Source organism: Pectobacterium carotovorum, assembly GCA_016415585.1.
In the GTDB taxonomy this organism is placed as follows: domain Bacteria; phylum Pseudomonadota; class Gammaproteobacteria; order Enterobacterales; family Enterobacteriaceae; genus Pectobacterium; species Pectobacterium carotovorum_K.
Genome location: CP066552.1, coordinates 21,542 through 39,610 on the forward strand (window position 1 = coordinate 21,542; position 18,069 = coordinate 39,610).

The following is an 18,069-nucleotide window of genomic DNA, read 5'->3' on the forward strand; positions in this document are numbered from 1 at the left end:
GATGGACTCAAAGAGATTTTGATAATCAGCTTGTTTTAGGATTGGTTCTGATGGTTATGCGAGAGCGAGAGCAAAGCATGGCGGTTGGAATGAAACAGAATTTGCCTGGCGGCGATAGCGCGGTGGTCCCACCTGACCCCATGCCGAACTCAGAAGTGAAACGCCGTAGCGCCGATGGTAGTGTGGGGCTTCCCCATGTGAGAGTAGGGAACTGCCAGGCATCAACTACGTGGAAAGCCCCTGTCGAAAGACAGGGGCTTTTTGCTATGGGGTATTTTTGTTTTTATCTGCAATAGATTTTCTGGTTGTGTATTTATTGCGGTGTATCCGGCAGATAACCTGGCCGCCAAGGGGAGCGGGGCGGAAATAGACGTCCTACCAGACATTACCCAATGGTCCAGTGTTAACGGTTGTCTATTCCGCACTGCAGATTATTATTTTTGAGCCATTGGTGGATAAAAGTAGCAACCTGCTCTGGTTGATTGATATCAAGCACTGGAAGCATGGTGTCGATCTCACCATCTGCTGCAATCGCGATGACATACTCATCGATCAAATCACTTAATTCTCTACCCAACGATTGGCGAAACAAGGCTATTTTAGCGATCCTCTCGTATTTGAACCCCTCAACCAGCACCAGATCGAGAGTAGACGCATCCATTTTTCCAGCTAGATGGTAAATATTTGGTTCTTCCTGATCAGGAGTCTCCGTCATTAGCGCCCACCTTTGGCTGCTGGCGACAATCGTTTGTGCTGCGCCTGCTTTACGGAGCTCATAGCTATCTTTACCTGGCGTATCAATATCCATTTGATGATGTGTATGTTTAATAAGTCCGACTCGAACACCATGATGAGTCAGCAGTGGGATGACGTGTTTAAGTAATGTCGTTTTACCTGTACCGCTATAAGCAGTAATAGCGAGCAAGGGGGCACGATTAGGATTCACGGTGTTGCTCCTGCCAATTGGATAAATCTTCAGGCGAATTCATATTGCGAAAAGCTTCAGGCTGATCGCTAAATGAAACGGCGTTTGCTCCAACCTGTTCCATAAATAACATCAGCTTACGGTTTCCGAGATGCAGATAGGTCTCGAGTGATTCAATAAGGTTTTTATTGATTAAGAGTAATGTGGGATGTGGCCGTTCTCCATCAGTGGCATAAATCGTATTTGCCTCCCCGCGTGCTTCCCACAATCTGTGCACCAGATCGAGGGGGAGAGCAGGGACATCGCAAGGGACGAATACGACCCATTCGGATGGTGAGGCATATAACCCACTCAGAATACCTGCCAACGGGCCTGGAAAGCTTGTATCAAAGTCACCAATAATGCGGCAGCCACTTTGCGCATACACAGCCTGATTGCGGTTAGCGCTGATAATGACCTCATCGACTTGTGCTTTAAGCCGGGATAGAACGTGCAGATATAGCGGCACACCGTTCAGTGCTATCAGACCTTTATCGTGCCCGCCCATACGTGTTGCCCGTCCGCCAGCGAGAATAACGCCTGTAATCATTTCACTTTCCAATTATTGATGCCCACTTTCCTCTGTATCGAAAGTTTGTGGGGGATAAACCATGCGTTATTCTCTGAAAACTTTCGCAGAAGACCAAGTTCTTTCCTCATATGCGCAAGGCTGTTATTTTTATCGCTATATACTCAATATCGCTCAAGTCGCTTCCTGCATATTGAAATTTATTGAGTACAAATCGTTTTTAAGGAGAAAAAAATGAAATGTCATCGCGTTAATGAGCTTATTGAACTGTTGCACCCAGCCTGGCAAAAAGAACCCGATTTAAATCTGGTGCAATTTTTACAAAACCTTGCACAGGAGGCGGGGTTCGAGGGGCAGTTAAATGAACTGACTGATGATATCCTTATTTACCATCTAAAAATGCGTGATGCAGATAAAGAACAAGTCATCCCCGGTTTGAAGAAGGACTACGAAGAAGATTTTAAGACAGCTTTGCTTCGTGCCCGGGGAGTTATTAAAGACTAGTGGAAAGGATTAACACGTTCATGATGCTAACTATTGCACGCATATCTCTTACATCGCCTCTAACCATTTGTGGCCGTGATGAATAGTTCGATATTTAATTTTCAGACGCTATTCCCAGATCTGATCGTGGATGCCTTGCTGGATGTTGGGCTGCGCGTTGATTCTGGTTTAACGGCATTAAACAGTTATGAGAATCGGGTGTACCAGTTTGCGGATGAAGATCGTAAACGATTCGTGGTGAAATTTTATCGCCCGGAACGGTGGAGCGCCGCACAGATTCAGGAAGAGCATATTTTTGCCCAGCAATTGGCACAAGATGAAGTTCCTATTGTTGCTCCCATCTTGCTTAATGGGCAAACGCTGAATGTCTACGAAGGATTTCATTTTGCCGTATTCCCCAGCGTGGGCGGGCGGCAGTATGAAATGGATAATGAAGACCAGCTAGAGTGGGTCGGTCGTTTTCTCGGCCGGATTCACCAGACGGGACAGAAATCGTTATTCATCGAGCGTCCGACGATTGGGGTAAATGAATATCTGCATGAACCTTATCGGCTGTTGGAGACATGTCCGCTAATACCGAAAATACATCGACATGATTTTTTACAGGCGACTCGTCAACTGATTGATACAGTTGAAACTTATTGGCATAACGACTGGCGGCCACTGCGTCTGCATGGGGATTGTCATCCAGGCAATATTTTGTGGCGTGATGGCCCGCTATTTGTGGATTTGGATGATGCCCGCAATGGCCCGGCAATACAGGATTTATGGATGCTGTTGCACGGTGACCGTCGTGAACAACGTATTCAACTGGATATCTTGTTAGAAGCCTATAGCGAATTTGCGGAATTTCAGGAGAAAGAGCTCGCGCTGATTGAGCCTCTTCGTGCGATGCGGCAGGTTTATTATCTGGCTTGGGTTGCCCGTCGCTGGGAAGATCCCGCTTTTCCGAAAAATTTCCCTTGGATGACGGATGCTGATTTCTGGTCGAAGCAAACGGCAATATTTATTGGGCAAACTCAGCTGTTGCAGGAACCTCCTCTACAGCTAATGCCAATGTACTGAAATTAAATGGAGAGAGTGAAATTTATGAAAAAATTATGGTTTGCGCTGATTGGCGTTGTTCTGGCATTTAGTGCTTCTGCTGCAGAGTTTTCTGACGGCAAGCAATATGTAGAATTAGATAAACCTGCAACCCAAGAGCCTCAGGTTCTAGAGTTCTTCTCATTCTATTGCCCGCACTGCTATCAATTTGAACAGGTTTACCACGTTCCAGATGCAGTAAAAAAAGCGTTGCCAGAGGGTACGAAGATGACACGTTATCACGTGGACTTCTTGGGTCCATTGGGTAAAAACCTGACGCAGGCATGGGCTGTCGCTATGGCGCTGGGCGTCGAAGATAAAATTACCCCGCTGATGTTTGATGCGGTTCAGAAAACACAGACTGTACAAAAACCGGAAGATATTCGCGAAGTCTTTGTGAAAGCCGGCGTGAGTGCGGAAGAATTTGATGGTGCTCTGAATAGCTTTGTTGTGAAATCTCTGGTTGCCCAGCAGGAAAAAGCGGCCGCTGATTTACAATTACGCGGCGTTCCAGCCATGTTCGTTAACGGTAAATATATGATCAAGAATGATGGTCTTGATACCAGTTCAATGGATGGGTATGTAAAACAGTACGCTGACGTGGTGAAGTTCCTCATTACCAAGAAGTAATTATTTAATAAGTCATGCGGGTAAAACCGCATGACCTTATACCTTCCCGCGATTCATCTTCTTATCTTTTATATCTCATCAGCTCGCAATATCTATTTATCTTTTTTGTTTATATCCACAAATTGGATGACGGTTTATTACGCCTTAAAAATAATCAGGCTATATTATAACTTCATGAAATTAATGGTTATAAAAAAATAACTTAAGATAATAGGGGAAATTGGCAATTAAGCGGATAAAACTATTCACAAAGTTATCCACAGGAAGATCTTGCGAGGATCCATGCAAAATCAGCCAATATCTCACGTTAAGGATCGTCTCTTTCCCTGACCTATGGCATGCTTAGCGCTATGACAGACCACAACGATCATGGCAGGCTATGGCTCAGATTGCAGAAAATCCTTTAATACTGGTAGACGGTTCATCCTATTTGTATCGTGCTTATCACGCTTTCCCACCGTTAACAAACAGCGCGGGAGAAGCCACCGGTGCAATGTATGGCGTACTGAATATGCTACGCAGTTTGCTGTTGCAATATCAGCCCAGCCACGTTGCCGTCGTTTTTGATGCGAAAGGGAAAACGTTTCGCGATGAACTGTTTGAAAATTATAAGGCTCACCGTCCACCGATGCCGGAGGATCTACGCGAGCAAATAGAGCCTCTGCATAAGATGGTGAAAGCGATGGGGCTGCCGCTTCTGGCGGTTTCCGGCGTAGAAGCGGACGATGTGATTGGCACGCTCGCGGTGCAGGCGGAAAAAGTGGGTAAGTCGGTGCTGATTAGTACCGGCGATAAAGATATGGCGCAGTTGGTGACGCCGAGTGTGACGCTCATCAATACCATGAATAACTCGATTCTTGGCCCACAGGAAGTGTGCGATAAGTACGGTATCCCTCCTGAGCTGATTATCGATTTCCTCGCGCTGATGGGCGATGCATCGGATAACATTCCTGGTGTACCTGGCGTCGGTGAAAAAACGGCTCAGGCACTATTGCAAGGGCTCGGTGGGCTGGACTCGCTGTATGCCAATCTTGATAAAATTGCCGGACTTTCCTTCCGTGGTGCGAAAACCATGGCGCCGAAGCTGGAACAGCACAAAGAAGTGGCCTACCTCTCTTATCAACTGGCCACCATTAAAACGGATGTCGAGCTGGAGCTCAGCTGCGATCAGCTCACCGTTAACGAGCTGGATGTAGATGAGCTACATCGTCTTTTTTCCCGTTATGAATTTAAACGCTGGTTATCAGATGTTGAATCAGGCACCTGGATGCAAGGTAAAAAGAGCAGCCAGCCTGTTCAGGCGGTGAGTAACGCGGTGGTTGAGCAAGTTGCTGAAGAAGATAACGCGCCTACGCTTTCTGCCGACGGTTATGTCACGATTCTTGATGAAAAAACGCTGCTCGATTGGGTTGAACGTTTAAAACAGGCTGAGGTTTTCGCTTTTGATACGGAAACCGACGGGCTGGATACGCTCACCGCCAATCTGATTGGTCTGTCATTTGCGATTAAGCCAGGTGAAGCGGCTTATCTGCCGTTGGCGCATGACTATCTGGATGCGCCAGAACAGTTGGATCGCACCAAGGTGTTGGCCTTGTTCAAACCGCTGCTGGAAGATGAGAAGCTGCTTAAGATTGGTCAGAATCTCAAATTTGATAAAGGCGTGATGCAGCGGTATGACATCGATTTACGCGGCATCGCGTTTGATACCATGCTTGAATCTTACGTGCTCGACAGCGTGGCGGGCCGCCACGATATGGATAGCCTGGCCGAACGCTATCTGAGCCACAAAACCATTACTTTTGAAGAGATCGCGGGTAAGGGAAAAAATCAGCTGACGTTTAATCAGATTGCGCTGGAACAGGCTGGGCCTTATGCAGCCGAGGATGCGGACGTTACGCTGCATCTGCACCAGAAGCTCTGGGGGAAACTCCAGCCGCATACCGATCTGTGCCAGGTTTTCCAGACTATTGATATGCCGTTGGTGCCGGTTTTATCCCGCATCGAGCGTACGGGCGTGCTGATCGATCCTGCCATTCTCGCGGAACACTCAAAAGAGCTCACAATCCGTTTGGCGGAGCTGGAAACACAAGCGTATGAGCTGGCGGGCGAAGAGTTCAATCTCTCATCGACCAAGCAGCTACAGGGCATTCTGTATGAAAAGCAAAAGCTGCCGATTCTGAAGAAAACGCCAAAAGGCGCGCCGTCAACCAATGAAGAAGTGTTGGCTGAACTGGCGCTGGATTACCCTCTGCCGAAGCTGATCTTGGAATATCGTGGTTTGGCCAAGCTGAAATCTACTTACACCGATAAGCTGCCGCTGATGATCAATCCGGCGACGAAGCGTGTGCATACGTCTTATCATCAGGCAGTTACTGCGACCGGGCGTTTGTCTTCCAGCGATCCGAACCTGCAAAACATCCCGGTGCGTAATGACGAAGGACGCCGTATTCGTCAGGCGTTCATTGCGCCTAAGGGCTACAGCATTGTTGCGGCGGACTACTCGCAGATCGAACTGCGTATCATGGCACACTTATCGGGTGATAAAGGGTTGTTGAATGCGTTCGCGAACGGGCTGGATATCCACCGGGCAACGGCATCAGAAGTGTTTGGTACCGCGCTGGATAAGGTGACATCGGAACAGCGTCGCAGTGCGAAAGCGATCAACTTCGGTCTGATCTATGGCATGAGCGCGTTTGGCTTGTCGCGTCAGTTGAATATTCCCCGTAGCGAATCGCAGAAATACATGAACCTGTATTTTGAGCGTTATCCCGGTGTGCAGGATTACATGGAGCGTACACGCCAACAGGCCGCGGAACATGGCTATGTGTCCACGCTTGACGGTCGCCGTCTCTATCTGCCTGATATCCATTCTCGTAATGCGATGGCGCGCAAAGGTGCGGAACGTGCGGCGATTAACGCCCCAATGCAGGGCACCGCTGCTGATATTATTAAGAAAGCGATGATCGCGATTGACGATTGGCTACAGAAAGACACGCCGAAGGTGAAGATGATCATGCAGGTTCACGATGAATTGGTTTTCGAGATTCATGATTCGGTTATTGAAGAATCCATTAGTAAAATCAAAGCATTAATGGAAGGTTGTATGCAATTGAATGTTCCATTACAGGTAGACATCGGTACGGGCATGAACTGGGATGAAGCACATTAATGGCCGATTCTTGCGCTGTTTCTGTAATTAAATAACAGTATTGTGTGACCTGGTTTAACTTTGTGTAATCGATAACCATTTTCTATGAAAGTAAACAACAAAAAAGCCTTTGTTCCCGTGAAAAAATAGGGTAGAGTTAAAGACGTAGGGTACAGAGGTAAGATGTTCTATCTTTCAGACCTTTTACTTCACGTAATCGGATTTGGCTGAATATTAGCCGCCCCGCTCAGTTTTGAGCGGGGCGTTTTTTATGGGCTTTATCCAGGTTTTTTTGCCCTTACAACGCCAGTAACTGCCTGATAGGTTGCTGCGGGTTAGCACGGTTTCGCGTGTGAAAAGAACATCTCGGGTGGGCGATCGTTGCGGGAAAGTGGGGGCGTGATGCGAGTGATGATACTCTACACCACGCGAAAGGATTACTCTGCTTCTTGTTCTTCTTCAGCGTGTTCCAGCGTGCTGAACCAGTTATCCAGTTTCTGTCGTAGTTTATCGACGCCGAGCTTTTTCAGTGACGAAAATGCTTCGACCTGAATATCACCCATAAATGGCAAGACAGCCTCGCGAACCATGTTCAACTGTGTCTTACGTGCGCCTGAAGCTAACTTATCGGCTTTGGTCAGCAGCACTAAGACTGGGAGCTGGACATCAACAGCCCACTGAATCATTTGCTGATCGAGATCTTTCAGCGGATGGCGAATATCCATCAGTACAACCAGCCCCTTAAGGCTGTTACGCTTTTGCAGGTATTCACCGAGCGCACGTTGCCATTTGATCTTCATTTGCTCCGGCACTTCGGCATAACCATAGCCGGGAAGGTCGACCAAACGCACGCCGTCTACCACTTGGAACAGGTTAATCAACTGAGTACGGCCCGGCGTTTTACTGGTTCGTGCCAGATTTTTCTGGTTGGTCAACGTGTTAAGCGCGCTGGATTTTCCGGCATTAGAGCGCCCAGCAAAGGCCACTTCAATACCGCTATCTGTTGCCAGATGGCGAATATCCGGGGCGCTGATGATAAAACGCGTCATGTGGTAGTTATATTGCTGCGTCACGATGGTTATCTCTATCTGGATCTCTGTCTGGTTGGGGATTATACCTGTAACTGACAATAAAGGCGGTTTTATCTGTCTCGAAATGCAGCAGACTGATGCGAAAAGAAAAGCTCAGCTGTCTGATGTGGACGCTTTTTTATTAGTGGGCTTTCTGCTAGATTCCGCCGCACTTCCCTTATATCTGTGTACCTGAGAACAATATTATGAACCGACCTGTCAAAGGGGCTGCCGATAAGGCAGGGAAACCCAAAGTGAAAAGAAAGACCCGCGAAGAGCTGGAGCGTGAAGCGCGCGAGCGGAAAAAAGATAAAAAGCATCGTGGCAACGCGTCGGGTAGCCGAACTCAGGAAAAAGCGTCTACCGATCAGCGTTCTGGTCAGCGTAAAGTCGCCGATCCGCGTATCGGCAGCAAAAAGCCTGTACAGCTTGGCGTGTTAGACAGCGCTGTGGCTAAACCGAAACCTAAGTCGAAGCCTTCTGAGCCTGTTGAGAAAGTCGTTGTTGCCAAGCCGACAATGTCACCGGAAGAAGAGCTGGAAATGTTAGAAAACGATGCGCGTCTGGATGCCTTGTTGGATCGTCTGGATAGCGGCGAGACGCTGAGTGCCAAAGATCAGTCATGGGTTGATGAAACGCTGGATCGTATCGATATCCTGATGGAAGAGCTTGGGATCGAGCTGGGTGATGATGACGAAGAAGAGCAGCAGGAAGATATGTTGCAGCTTTTGAAGCGTAATAACCCGAAAGACACGTTCTAATCAATGAAATGGCTGTTTCTGTTCCTGATATTGCTGGTTGCGTTTTATCTGCTCTGTCTGTTCAGTAAACTATGGCTATTGTCGAAGCGTAAGCATCGGTTGCATCGCGCCCTGTTTAACGGGCGCATGAATCAGGTGCGACGCCCAAGACAAAAACGCTGGGAGCGTTTTTGAACGTCACAGCGTGACGGCCCTTTAGGGCGAGTCTCAGGGATGAGACGAGTAGCAAAACGCTGGGAGCGTTTTTGAACGTCACAATGTGACGGCCCTTTAGGGCGAGTTTCAGGGATGAGACGAGTAGCAAAACGCCGGGAGCGTTTTTGAACGCCATTTTTTGGTGATCTGAAGGAGGGGAAGGATAACCCACCGAGTAAAAACTGGAAGGAGTGAGCGAATATGTCGATACCGTCCGTTGACTGGGATCTGGCCCTGATTCAAAAATATAACTATTCTGGGCCGCGTTATACGTCTTATCCCACAGCGTTAGAATTCAGTGAAGCTTACGATGAGCCGGCGTTTCAGCAGGCCATCGCCCGTTATCCGCAGCGACCGCTGTCGTTGTATATCCACATCCCTTTTTGCCATCGGCTGTGCTATTTCTGCGGCTGTAATAAGCTGGTTACGCGTCAGCAGCATAAAGCGGATGAATACCTTGATGTGTTGGAGCTGGAAATTCGCCAGCGTGCGCCGCTATTCGTCGGACGAACAGTGACGCAATTGCATTGGGGCGGCGGGACACCAACCTACCTGAATAAAGTACAAATCAGCCGATTGATGTCGCTGCTGCGCGAGCTGTTTTCTTTTTCCGATCAGGCTGAGCTGTCGCTTGAAGTCGATCCGCGAGAAATTGAGCTGGACGTCCTCGATCATCTGCGGGCTGAAGGGTTCAACCGCCTTAGCATGGGCGTGCAGGATTTTAATAAAGACGTTCAGAAGCTGGTCAATCGCGAGCAGGATGAAGACTTTATTTTTGCCCTTATTGAGCGGGCAAAGGCGCTTGGCTTCACCTCAACCAATATCGATTTGATTTACGGCCTGCCGAAACAAACGCCGGAAAGCTTCGCTTTTACGCTACAGCGCGTTGCGGAATTAAACCCGCACCGGCTTAGCGTCTTTAACTATGCGCATTTACCCAGCCTGTTCGCCGCGCAGCGCAAGATTAAAGAAGCGGATTTACCGAGCGCGGAGCAAAAGCTGGATATTCTGCAACAGACGATTGGGTCACTGACGGAATCGGGCTATCAGTTTATCGGTATGGATCACTTTGCTCGTCCAGATGATGAGCTGGCGGTGGCGCAGCGCGAAGGGAAGCTGCATCGCAATTTCCAGGGCTATACGACGCAGGGCGATAGCGATCTTCTCGGTATGGGCGTTTCGGCGATTAGTATGATCGGTGATAGCTATGCTCAGAACCAGAAAGAGCTGAAGCAGTATTATGCGCAGGTCAAAGACCAAGGAAATGGTTTGTGGCGTGGATTACAGCTGACGCGTGATGACTGTCTCCGCCGCGATGTGATTAAGACGCTTATTTGTAATTTCCAGCTCAGCTATGCACCCATTGAAGCGGAATATGCTATCGATTTTAAAACCTACTTTGAGCAGGACTTAGCGCTGCTGGCACCGCTGGTGGCCGATGGGCTGGTTGATAGTCAGGAAGACGGGCTGGTGGTGACGCCGAAAGGACGTCTGCTGATTCGCAATATCTGCATGTGCTTTGATGTCTATCTACGTAACAAGCTCAGAACACAGCAATTTTCCCGCGTGATTTAGTCAAAAAAAACAGCCAGTCGATGTTAGTACCGACTGGCTGTTCTCAAACGTTTTATACCCGTCATACTTCAAGTTGCAGGTGTGTTGGCTGCGTTCACTCACCCGAATCACTTACCTGAGTAAGCTCATCGGGATTCCTTCTCTTGCCGCCTTCCTGAAACTCGAATTATTTAGGGTATATTGGATTAACTAAAGAAGTTAATCAGTGCGGCACACAAAACGGCGGCAATAGCAGCCTGCGGCGAATGGCTTGCCGCGGAGCCAATTTCAGCGCCATGTGTTGCAACAGAAAGTGTTGCAGCGGAAATCAATGAGTCCAGCATGGTGTTCCTCCCGAATCAGCGACACGATCATACTGCTGACCCGAGGCAAGTAAAGTACAAATTAATGACAATTTCGTGCGCCAGATTGTATTTTTTATCACCAATTTGTTTGTTAACAACTGAGCAATAAAAAAGCAATCTTGCTACTCCATTCCCAGCTCTTTTAATTTACGCGTCAGGGTATTTCTACCCCATCCCAGCAACCTTGCCGCTTCCTGTTTATGCCCCTGCGTATGCCGTAATGCTGTCGTAAGCAGCGTTCTTTCCATTTCCGGTTGTGCTTCCGCTAGCAGGTTTTGATGACCGGAACGCAGCGCGCGATCGGCCCATTGTGCCAACAGCGTTGCCCAACTGTCCGGCAGAATATGCACGGTGGAATCCGGCGCGGTGGTCTCGAACAGTTCAGGAGGCAGATCCTGAATAAGTACTTCCTGACCTGCGGCCATGACGGTCAACCAGCGACAGGTGTTTTCCAATTGGCGCACGTTGCCAGGCCACGGTAAACGAGTTAGCGCGGTTTCCGCTTCTGGATGCAGATTCTTCGGCTCGACGCCCAGCTCTTTGGCCGTAGCCTGCAAGAAATAACGCGCCAGGCGGGGGATATCTTCCCGACGTTCACGTAGTGGTGGCAGATGAACGCGGATCACATTCAGGCGATGAAACAGGTCATCGCGGAATTTGCCTTCCTGCACGCGTTGTTCAAGATTTTGGTGCGTTGCCGCGATAATACGAACATCCACTTTTACCGCAGCATAACCGCCAACGCGATAAAACTGCCCGTCTGCCAATACGCGTAACAGACGTGTTTGTACGTCTAGCGGCATATCGCCGATTTCATCCAGAAACAGTGTACCGCCATCGGCTTGCTCAAAGCGGCCCTGACGAATCTGGTTTGCGCCCGTAAACGCGCCTTTTTCATGGCCGAACAGTTCTGATTCGATCAGATCCTTGGGTATGGCCGCCATATTCAGTGCGATAAAAGGGGCTTTGGTACGCGGGCTGTGGCGATGCAGGGCGTGTGCTACCAGCTCTTTACCGGTTCCCGATTCGCCATTAATCAGTACGCTTATCGACGAGCGAGACAGGCGGCCGATGATGCGAAAGACATCCTGCATCGCAGGGGCTTCGCCGATAATGTCCGTTGTCGGACCGTTGATCGGTTGGTTACGTACCGGCTGCTGCTGTTCCAGATAATGGCTGATCGCGCGCTCAACCAGCGCAACGGCTTCATCAATATCGAATGGCTTCGGCAAATAGTCGAACGCACCCTGTTGATAAGCGCTAACTGCGGCATCCAAATCGGAATGTGCCGTCATAATGATGACCGGGAGCATTGGGTGGCGCTGTTTGATTTGCTGTAAGAGCGCTAATCCATCCATTCCTGGCATACGGATGTCGGACAGCAGAACGTCAGGCGTTTGTGTCGCCAGCGCATGCAGTACCTGATTTCCGTTCTCAAACGTTGCACAGGTTAAACCCGCACCAGCAAGCGCGCGCTCAAGCACCCAACGGATGGAGCTATCGTCATCGACAATCCAGACTATCCCTCGTTGCATTGTAACCTCACTGGCGAATAGGCAGATAAACCGAGAATTCGGTGTGTCCTGGCCAACTGTTAAATTCAATTTTACCGGAGTGCTGGTCGATAAGACTGCGGGCGATGGAAAGCCCTAAACCGGTGCCTCCTTCGCGTCCGCTCACCATCGGGTAAAACAGCGTGTCCTGTAGCTGAGCGGGTACGCCGGGGCCGTCATCTTCCACGTCAATTCGAGCGGCGAGACGATAGCGCACACCGTGTAACGTGAGCTGAAAAGCCGTGCGGGTACGTATCGTAATCGTCCCGCCTTCCTCGCCCAGCGCTTGTAGAGCATTGCGGGTAATATTCAGCAGTACCTGTTCAATCTGATCGGGGTCGTGCGTCAGTTCCGGCAGGCTGGGGTCATAGTCTTTCACCAGCGTCACGTTATCGGGCTTTTCCAGAGAGACAAGCTGGCAAACGCGTTCAGCGACCTGGTGGATGCTTTGGGTGACGTGCAAGCCGGGCTGCTGTGGCCCGAGCAGGCGATCAACCAGATTACGCAGGCGATCCGCCTGTTCGATAATGACCTTGGTGTATTCCGTCAACGCCGGATCGGGCAATGCTTTGGCAAGCAACTGTGCGGCACCGCGCAATCCGCCAAGCGGATTTTTTATCTCATGCGCCAGGCCTCGGACCAAATCACGTGCGGCCTGCTGCTGCGCATGTTGAAGCTGTTCCTGACTGAGACGGCGCTGGTTATCCATCGGCGCCATTTCCAGTAGGATAAAATCGTTTTGTACCCGCTGAGCGGTGAGCGACATGATGTGCGCTTTGCCATCTACGACGATGGTGACTTCGTTATCCGTAAAACCTTGTCCTGAATCCAGACTTTCACGCAGTAAATCGATATTCAGAGAAAAGTATCCCAGCAAATCGGGCAGCGGCGTGCCGGATAATTTACGCGAACTTTGTGCCAGTAATTGCTGTGCTGCCGGGTTGGAATAGTGAATCGCCAGATCGTTATCCAGCAATAAGATGCTGTTTATCAGGGAATTTAGGATCTGCCCAGCATCGGGCAGCGTGCCTGTTGCCATAACGCAGACTCCCGCACCGTCGTGGTGCATTGTAGTGTGGATGATGGATGTTACGTCGCAACGGCCAATGCCGGTGGTGAAAAAAGCCCATCCGAAGATGGGCTGAAGCGTTTCCACGGCAACAAAAAATTTTCAGGAAAAATTTTTGACGTCGCTCTGCGACGGCCCCTACAGGGGTGATGGGCATGGATAGCACATCACAAAAAAACTTCTTAGTATTCTGTTGGTTACCGGTCATGGTCGGGTATCAGCACACCCAACCACGCCGAGGTAGAAATTAGACGCTTAGTTATTAGACGCTGTAGTACAGTTCGAACTCAACTGGGTGCGGCGTCATACGAACGCGGTCAATCTCAGATTTACGCAGTTCGATGTACGCGTCGATAGCATCGTCGGTGAACACGCCACCACGAGTCAGGAACTCGCGGTCTTCGTTCAGTGCAGCCAGGGCCTCGTCCAGAGAACCTGCAACTTTTGGAATCTCTGCTTCTTCTTCTGGCGGCAGGTCGTACAGGTTTTTGTCCATCGCATCGCCAGGGTGGATTTTGTTGATGATGCCGTCGAGGCCAGCCATCAGCAGTGCAGCGAAGCACAGGTATGGGTTAGCTGCTGGATCCGGGAAGCGTGCTTCGATACGACGTGCTTTCGGGCTAGCAACCACTGGGATACGGATTGAAGCAGAACGGTTACGGGCAGAGTAAGCCAGCATAACAGGTGCTTCGTAGCCAGGGACCAGACGCTTGTAGGAGTTAGTGGTCGGGTTCGCCAGAGCGTTGATGGCTTTAGCGTGCTTGATAACACCGCCGATGTAGAACAGCGCCAATTCAGACAGGCCGCCGTATTTGTCGCCAGCGAACAGGTTAGTGCCGTCTTTAGACAGAGACATGTGGCAGTGCATACCAGAACCGTTATCACCGAACATGGGTTTTGGCATGAAGGTCGCGGTTTTACCGTAGGCGTGAGCCACGTTATGCACGACATATTTGTAGATCTGAATTTCGTCAGCTTTTTTGGTCATGGTGTTGAAGCGGGTAGCCACTTCGTTCTGACCCGCGGTAGCCACTTCGTGGTGGTGAGCTTCAACAACCAGACCCATTTGCTCCATGGTCAGACACATAGCAGAACGGATGTCCTGTGATGAATCGACTGGTGGAACTGGGAAGTAGCCGCCTTTCAGACCTGGACGGTGACCTTTGTTACCGCCTTCGTATGCTTTACCGGAGTTCCAGTAAGCTTCGATGTCGTCGATAGCAACGTGAGAACCGGACGTGCTGCTGCCGAAACGGATGTCATCGAACAGGAAGAATTCTGGCTCAGGCCCGAACAGTACGGTATCGGCAATGCCGGAAGAACGCAGGAAATCTTCCGCACGTTTCGCGATAGAACGCGGGTCGCGGTCATAGCCTTGCATCGTGCCTGGCTCAAGGATGTCACAACGAATGATCAGTGTAGAATCTTCGAAGAACGGATCGATCATCGCCGTGCTGGCATCGGGCATCAGAACCATGTCTGACTCGTTAATACCTTTCCAGCCGCCAATCGAAGAACCATCAAACATTTTACCTTCTTCGAAGAAGTCGGCATTGACTTGATGAGCCGGAATGGTGACGTGCTGCTCTTTACCTTTAGTATCAGTGAAGCGTAAATCAACAAACTTCACTTCGTGCTCATTCAGCATCGTCAAAACATGTTCTGCGGACATACTTGGTTCTCCCGATTGGTCATTTATCGTCGTGGAACGAATATCGTTGTGGATTGATGTTGTTGCCGTGAGTAGACTAAAGCTAAAAGTGTGCCAACTTTTTAAATGTGTGCAATGTGTTGCTCCTTGGGGCTTTCTCACGTAAACCCACTGCACCATTATAGTCTAAAGCACCAAAATGGTGCTCCATATGTGAATTATTGCACTTATTTGGTGCACTCATGTTCGCTTGTAGCGCTTTTGCACCGTGAAAGGGATCACAAAGCAGGCAGCTCTAGGTTGTTTATCATAGATGCTTGTGATCTTGTTTAGTCCCTCGATTAATACGTGTACAATAGCGCGCTATTTCTAAATGCCTGAGGCAAAGCTGTGATCGAAAATTTGCGTAACATCGCCATTATTGCGCACGTTGACCATGGGAAAACCACCCTGGTTGACAAGCTGTTGCAACAATCCGGAACGTTCGGTGAACGTGTCGAAGCAACCGAGCGTGTAATGGACTCCAACGATTTGGAGAAAGAGCGTGGAATTACCATCCTCGCAAAAAATACCGCCATTAATTGGAAAGACTACCGTATTAACATCGTAGATACCCCGGGACACGCCGATTTCGGCGGCGAGGTTGAGCGTGTAATGTCGATGGTTGACTCGGTACTGCTGGTTGTTGATGCGATGGATGGTCCGATGCCGCAAACGCGTTTCGTGACCAAAAAAGCATTTGCCAACGGTCTGAAGCCAATTGTGGTTATCAACAAAGTTGACCGTCCTGGTGCGCGTCCTGACTGGGTTGTCGATCAGGTATTCGACCTGTTCGTGAACCTGGATGCGACTGACGAGCAGCTGGATTTCCCGATCATTTATGCTTCTGCGCTGAATGGTATCGCGGGTCTCGACCATACCGACATGGCGGAAGATATGACTCCGCTGTATCAGGCGATTGTCGATCACGTTTCTCCGCCTCAGGTTGAGATGGATGCGCCGTTCCAGATGCAGATCTCTCAGCTGGACTACAACAACTATGTTGGCGTTATCGGTATCGGCCGTATCAAGCGCGGTAAAGTTAAGCCTAACCAACAAGTCACTATTGTTGATAGCGAAGGCAAAACCCGTAACGGTAAAGTCGGTAAAGTTCTGACTCACCTGGGTCTGGAGCGTATCGACGCGACTGAAGCGGAAGCAGGCGATATCATCGCGATCACCGGTCTGGGCGAGCTGAACATTTCCGACACCATCTGCGATCCGCAGAATGTCGAAGCGCTGCCAGCACTGAGCGTCGATGAACCTACCGTTACCATGTTCTTCAACGTCAATACTTCACCATTCTGCGGTAAAGAAGGTAAGTATGTCACGTCGCGCCAGATTCTGGAGCGTCTGAACAAAGAGCTGGTGCACAACGTTGCCCTGCGCGTTGACGAAACCGAAGACGCTGATGCGTTCCGCGTTTCTGGCCGTGGTGAATTGCACCTGTCAGTTCTGATCGAAAACATGCGTCGTGAAGGCTTTGAACTGGCCGTATCACGTCCGAAAGTTATCAACCGCGTTATCGACGGTCGTAACCAAGAGCCGTTTGAAAACGTGACGCTGGACATCGAAGAACAGCACCAGGGTTCAGTCATGCAAGCCATGGGTGAGCGTAAGGGTGATGTGAAAGACATGATCCCAGATGGCAAAGGTCGTATCCGTCTGGATTACCTGATCCCAGCTCGCGGTCTGATCGGTTTCCGTACCGAATTCATGACTATGACGTCTGGTACCGGTCTGCTGTACTCCACGTTCAGCCACTACGATGACGTGCGTCCGGGTGAAATCGGCCAGCGTCAGAACGGCGTACTGATCTCTAACGGTCAGGGTAAAGCCGTCGCGTTTGCACTGTTCAGCCTGCAGGATCGCGGTAAGCTGTTCCTCGGACACGGTGCAGAAGTGTATGAAGGCCAGATCATCGGTATTCACTCACGTTCTAACGATCTGACAGTAAACTGTCTGACCGGTAAGAAACTGACCAACATGCGTGCATCGGGTACCGATGAAGCAACCACGCTGGTTCCGGCGATCAAAATGTCTCTGGAACAAGCGCTGGAGTTCATCGATGACGACGAACTGGTTGAAGTTACGCCGCAGTCTATCCGTATTCGTAAGCGTCACCTGACCGAAAACGATCGTAAACGCGCCAGCCGCGGCAGCAAAGACGTCTAATTTCAGACGGATTTGTCTTGTTACGCAACAGGGCACCTTCGGGTGCCCTGAATTTTATGCGCTTTCTTCCACTTTAACCTTTCCTTTAGATTTCCTCCCTGTTCAGTTTCTTCATTTCCCGCTACAGTGAAAATCCTACGATTACGTCAGGAGGTCACTGCCATGCTGTATATCTTTGATTTAGGCAATGTCGTCATAGATATTGATTTCAATAGAGTATTGGGTGTCTGGAGTAATCTGAGCAGCGCGCCGCTCGCGACGTTGCAAGAGCGCTTTGTCATGGGCGAAGCGTTTGAACAGCATGAGCGGGGTGAGATCAGCGACGAAGAGTTTGCCACCAGACTGTGCCAGGAAATGGGCATCGCCCTGAGCTTCGAACAATTCACCGCTGGCTGGCAGGCTATTTTTGTCGCGTTGCGCCCTGAGGTTATCGACATCATGCAGCGTCTGCGTCAGGAAGGGCACCGCGTGGTGATTCTGTCGAATACCAATCGCCTCCACTGTTCACACTGGCCTGCGCTATTCCCAGAAGTGGCGACGGCAGCCGACAGGATCTATCTGTCGCAAGATATTGGATTACGTAAGCCGGAATTGGCGATTTATCAATATGTCCTGACAGAGGAAGGCGTTCCGCCTGCGCAAGCCGTCTTTCTTGACGATAATGCCGCGAATGTCGATGCGGCACAAAGTCTGGGTATTCACAGCATTCTGGTGACCGATCGTCAGGTGGTGCCGGATTTTTTCGCCATGCAGGCGACGATGACCAAAGCATGATTTAT

At 49.8% G+C, this 18,069-nt stretch carries 16 protein-coding genes and 1 rRNA gene; 10 read left to right on the forward strand and 7 right to left on the reverse strand.

Translation table 11 applies throughout. The annotated features are described in order from the left end of the window. Window positions 1-104 precede the first annotated feature (104 nt). Window positions 105-220: ribosomal RNA gene (gene rrf, locus JFY74_00095) — 5S ribosomal RNA — on the forward strand. A 183-nt stretch (window positions 221-403) separates the two neighbouring features. Here rrf and mobB read toward each other — a convergent pair. Together mobB and mobA are read right to left on the reverse strand one after the other, a co-directional pair. Beyond that, on the reverse strand, window positions 404-946 hold the full coding sequence (mobB, locus tag JFY74_00100) for a molybdopterin-guanine dinucleotide biosynthesis protein B (protein ID QQG28523.1): 543 nt from the start codon (window positions 944-946) through the stop codon (window positions 404-406). Beyond that, complete coding sequence (gene mobA / locus JFY74_00105; protein ID QQG28524.1) at window positions 936-1,514, reverse strand: molybdenum cofactor guanylyltransferase MobA; 579 nt, start codon at window positions 1,512-1,514, stop codon at window positions 936-938. Before mobA ends, mobB begins: the two co-directional genes overlap by 11 nt. 213 nt (window positions 1,515-1,727) lie before the next feature. On the opposite strand from mobA, the gene JFY74_00110 reads away from it, so the two are divergent. From JFY74_00110 to polA, 4 genes are all read left to right on the forward strand, one after another. Continuing rightward, a complete protein-coding gene (locus tag JFY74_00110; protein QQG28525.1) occupies window positions 1,728-1,997 on the forward strand; it encodes a YihD family protein in 270 nt (89 codons plus the stop codon). A gap of 78 nt (window positions 1,998-2,075) precedes the next feature. Continuing rightward, entirely contained in the window at window positions 2,076-3,062 is a 987-nt protein-coding gene (locus tag JFY74_00115; GenBank protein ID QQG28526.1) for a serine/threonine protein kinase, read from the forward strand. A gap of 24 nt (window positions 3,063-3,086) precedes the next feature. Continuing rightward, entirely contained in the window at window positions 3,087-3,710 is a 624-nt protein-coding gene (dsbA, locus tag JFY74_00120; protein ID QQG30409.1) for a thiol:disulfide interchange protein DsbA, read from the forward strand. Window positions 3,711-4,089: 379 nt separating this feature from the next. Beyond that, on the forward strand, window positions 4,090-6,879 hold the full coding sequence (polA, locus tag JFY74_00125; protein ID QQG28527.1) for a DNA polymerase I: 2,790 nt from the start codon (window positions 4,090-4,092) through the stop codon (window positions 6,877-6,879). Between the two features lie 416 nt (window positions 6,880-7,295). Here polA and JFY74_00130 read toward each other — a convergent pair whose 3' ends face one another. Further along, window positions 7,296-7,931, reverse strand: coding sequence for a YihA family ribosome biogenesis GTP-binding protein (locus JFY74_00130; GenBank protein ID QQG28528.1), 636 nt, complete (start codon window positions 7,929-7,931; stop codon window positions 7,296-7,298). Between the two features lie 203 nt (window positions 7,932-8,134). Here JFY74_00130 and yihI point away from each other — a divergent pair, with 203 nt between their 5' ends. The 3 genes from yihI to hemN all read left to right on the forward strand — a co-directional run bounded on the left by yihI (window position 8,135) and on the right by hemN (window position 10,459). Beyond that, window positions 8,135-8,689: a Der GTPase-activating protein YihI gene (yihI, locus tag JFY74_00135; protein ID QQG28529.1), complete on the forward strand. Its 555-nt coding sequence runs from the start codon at window positions 8,135-8,137 to the stop codon at window positions 8,687-8,689. Between the two features lie 3 nt (window positions 8,690-8,692). Continuing rightward, the gene (locus JFY74_00140; GenBank protein QQG28530.1) at window positions 8,693-8,863 is read left to right on the forward strand and encodes a hypothetical protein; all 171 of its coding nucleotides are present in this window, start codon (window positions 8,693-8,695) and stop codon (window positions 8,861-8,863) included. Window positions 8,864-9,085: 222 nt separating this feature from the next. Continuing rightward, window positions 9,086-10,459 (forward strand): oxygen-independent coproporphyrinogen III oxidase, encoded by a 1,374-nt coding sequence (gene hemN, locus JFY74_00145; GenBank protein ID QQG28531.1) that lies wholly within the window; start codon window positions 9,086-9,088, stop codon window positions 10,457-10,459. A gap of 185 nt (window positions 10,460-10,644) precedes the next feature. Here the strand turns inward: hemN and JFY74_00150 are convergent, their stop codons facing one another. The 4 genes from JFY74_00150 to glnA form a co-directional block, all read right to left on the reverse strand. Beyond that, window positions 10,645-10,782: a YshB family small membrane protein gene (locus JFY74_00150; protein QQG28532.1), complete on the reverse strand. Its 138-nt coding sequence runs from the start codon at window positions 10,780-10,782 to the stop codon at window positions 10,645-10,647. A 143-nt stretch (window positions 10,783-10,925) separates the two neighbouring features. Beyond that, a complete protein-coding gene (glnG, locus tag JFY74_00155) occupies window positions 10,926-12,338 on the reverse strand; it encodes a nitrogen regulation protein NR(I) (GenBank protein QQG28533.1) in 1,413 nt (470 codons plus the stop codon). A 7-nt stretch (window positions 12,339-12,345) separates the two neighbouring features. Then, window positions 12,346-13,395 (reverse strand): nitrogen regulation protein NR(II), encoded by a 1,050-nt coding sequence (glnL, locus tag JFY74_00160; protein ID QQG28534.1) that lies wholly within the window; start codon window positions 13,393-13,395, stop codon window positions 12,346-12,348. Window positions 13,396-13,687: 292 nt separating this feature from the next. Further along, entirely contained in the window at window positions 13,688-15,097 is a 1,410-nt protein-coding gene (gene glnA, locus JFY74_00165) for a glutamate--ammonia ligase (GenBank protein ID QQG28535.1), read from the reverse strand. 369 nt (window positions 15,098-15,466) lie between these two features. Here glnA and typA point away from each other — a divergent pair, with 369 nt between their 5' ends. Both typA and yihX read left to right on the forward strand, forming a co-directional pair. After that, window positions 15,467-17,290 carry a ribosome-dependent GTPase TypA gene (typA, locus tag JFY74_00170; GenBank protein QQG28536.1) on the forward strand — a complete coding sequence of 608 codons (1,824 nt, stop codon included), beginning with the start codon at window positions 15,467-15,469 and terminating at the stop codon, window positions 17,288-17,290. Window positions 17,291-17,452: 162 nt separating this feature from the next. Then, complete coding sequence (gene yihX / locus JFY74_00175) at window positions 17,453-18,064, forward strand: glucose-1-phosphatase (protein ID QQG28537.1); 612 nt, start codon at window positions 17,453-17,455, stop codon at window positions 18,062-18,064. Window positions 18,065-18,069: the final 5 nt, after the last annotated feature.

Bases quoted from the DNA above. Each gene is read 5' to 3' on its own strand.
- mobA (QQG28524.1), bottom strand. From the start codon at position 1,514: ATGATTACAGGCGTTATTCTCGCTGGCGGACGGGCAACACGTATGGGC.
- JFY74_00110 (QQG28525.1), top strand. From the start codon at position 1,728: ATGAAATGTCATCGCGTTAATGAGCTTATTGAACTGTTGCACCCAGCC.
- JFY74_00115 (QQG28526.1), top strand. From the start codon at position 2,076: ATGAATAGTTCGATATTTAATTTTCAGACGCTATTCCCAGATCTGATC.
- dsbA (QQG30409.1), top strand. From the start codon at position 3,087: ATGAAAAAATTATGGTTTGCGCTGATTGGCGTTGTTCTGGCATTTAGT.
- polA (QQG28527.1), top strand. From the start codon at position 4,090: ATGGCTCAGATTGCAGAAAATCCTTTAATACTGGTAGACGGTTCATCC.
- yihI (QQG28529.1), top strand. From the start codon at position 8,135: ATGAACCGACCTGTCAAAGGGGCTGCCGATAAGGCAGGGAAACCCAAA.
- JFY74_00140 (QQG28530.1), top strand. From the start codon at position 8,693: ATGAAATGGCTGTTTCTGTTCCTGATATTGCTGGTTGCGTTTTATCTG.
- hemN (QQG28531.1), top strand. From the start codon at position 9,086: ATGTCGATACCGTCCGTTGACTGGGATCTGGCCCTGATTCAAAAATAT.
- JFY74_00150 (QQG28532.1), bottom strand. From the start codon at position 10,782: ATGCTGGACTCATTGATTTCCGCTGCAACACTTTCTGTTGCAACACAT.
- glnG (QQG28533.1), bottom strand. From the start codon at position 12,338: ATGCAACGAGGGATAGTCTGGATTGTCGATGACGATAGCTCCATCCGT.
- glnL (QQG28534.1), bottom strand. From the start codon at position 13,395: ATGGCAACAGGCACGCTGCCCGATGCTGGGCAGATCCTAAATTCCCTG.
- glnA (QQG28535.1), bottom strand. From the start codon at position 15,097: ATGTCCGCAGAACATGTTTTGACGATGCTGAATGAGCACGAAGTGAAG.
- yihX (QQG28537.1), top strand. From the start codon at position 17,453: ATGCTGTATATCTTTGATTTAGGCAATGTCGTCATAGATATTGATTTC.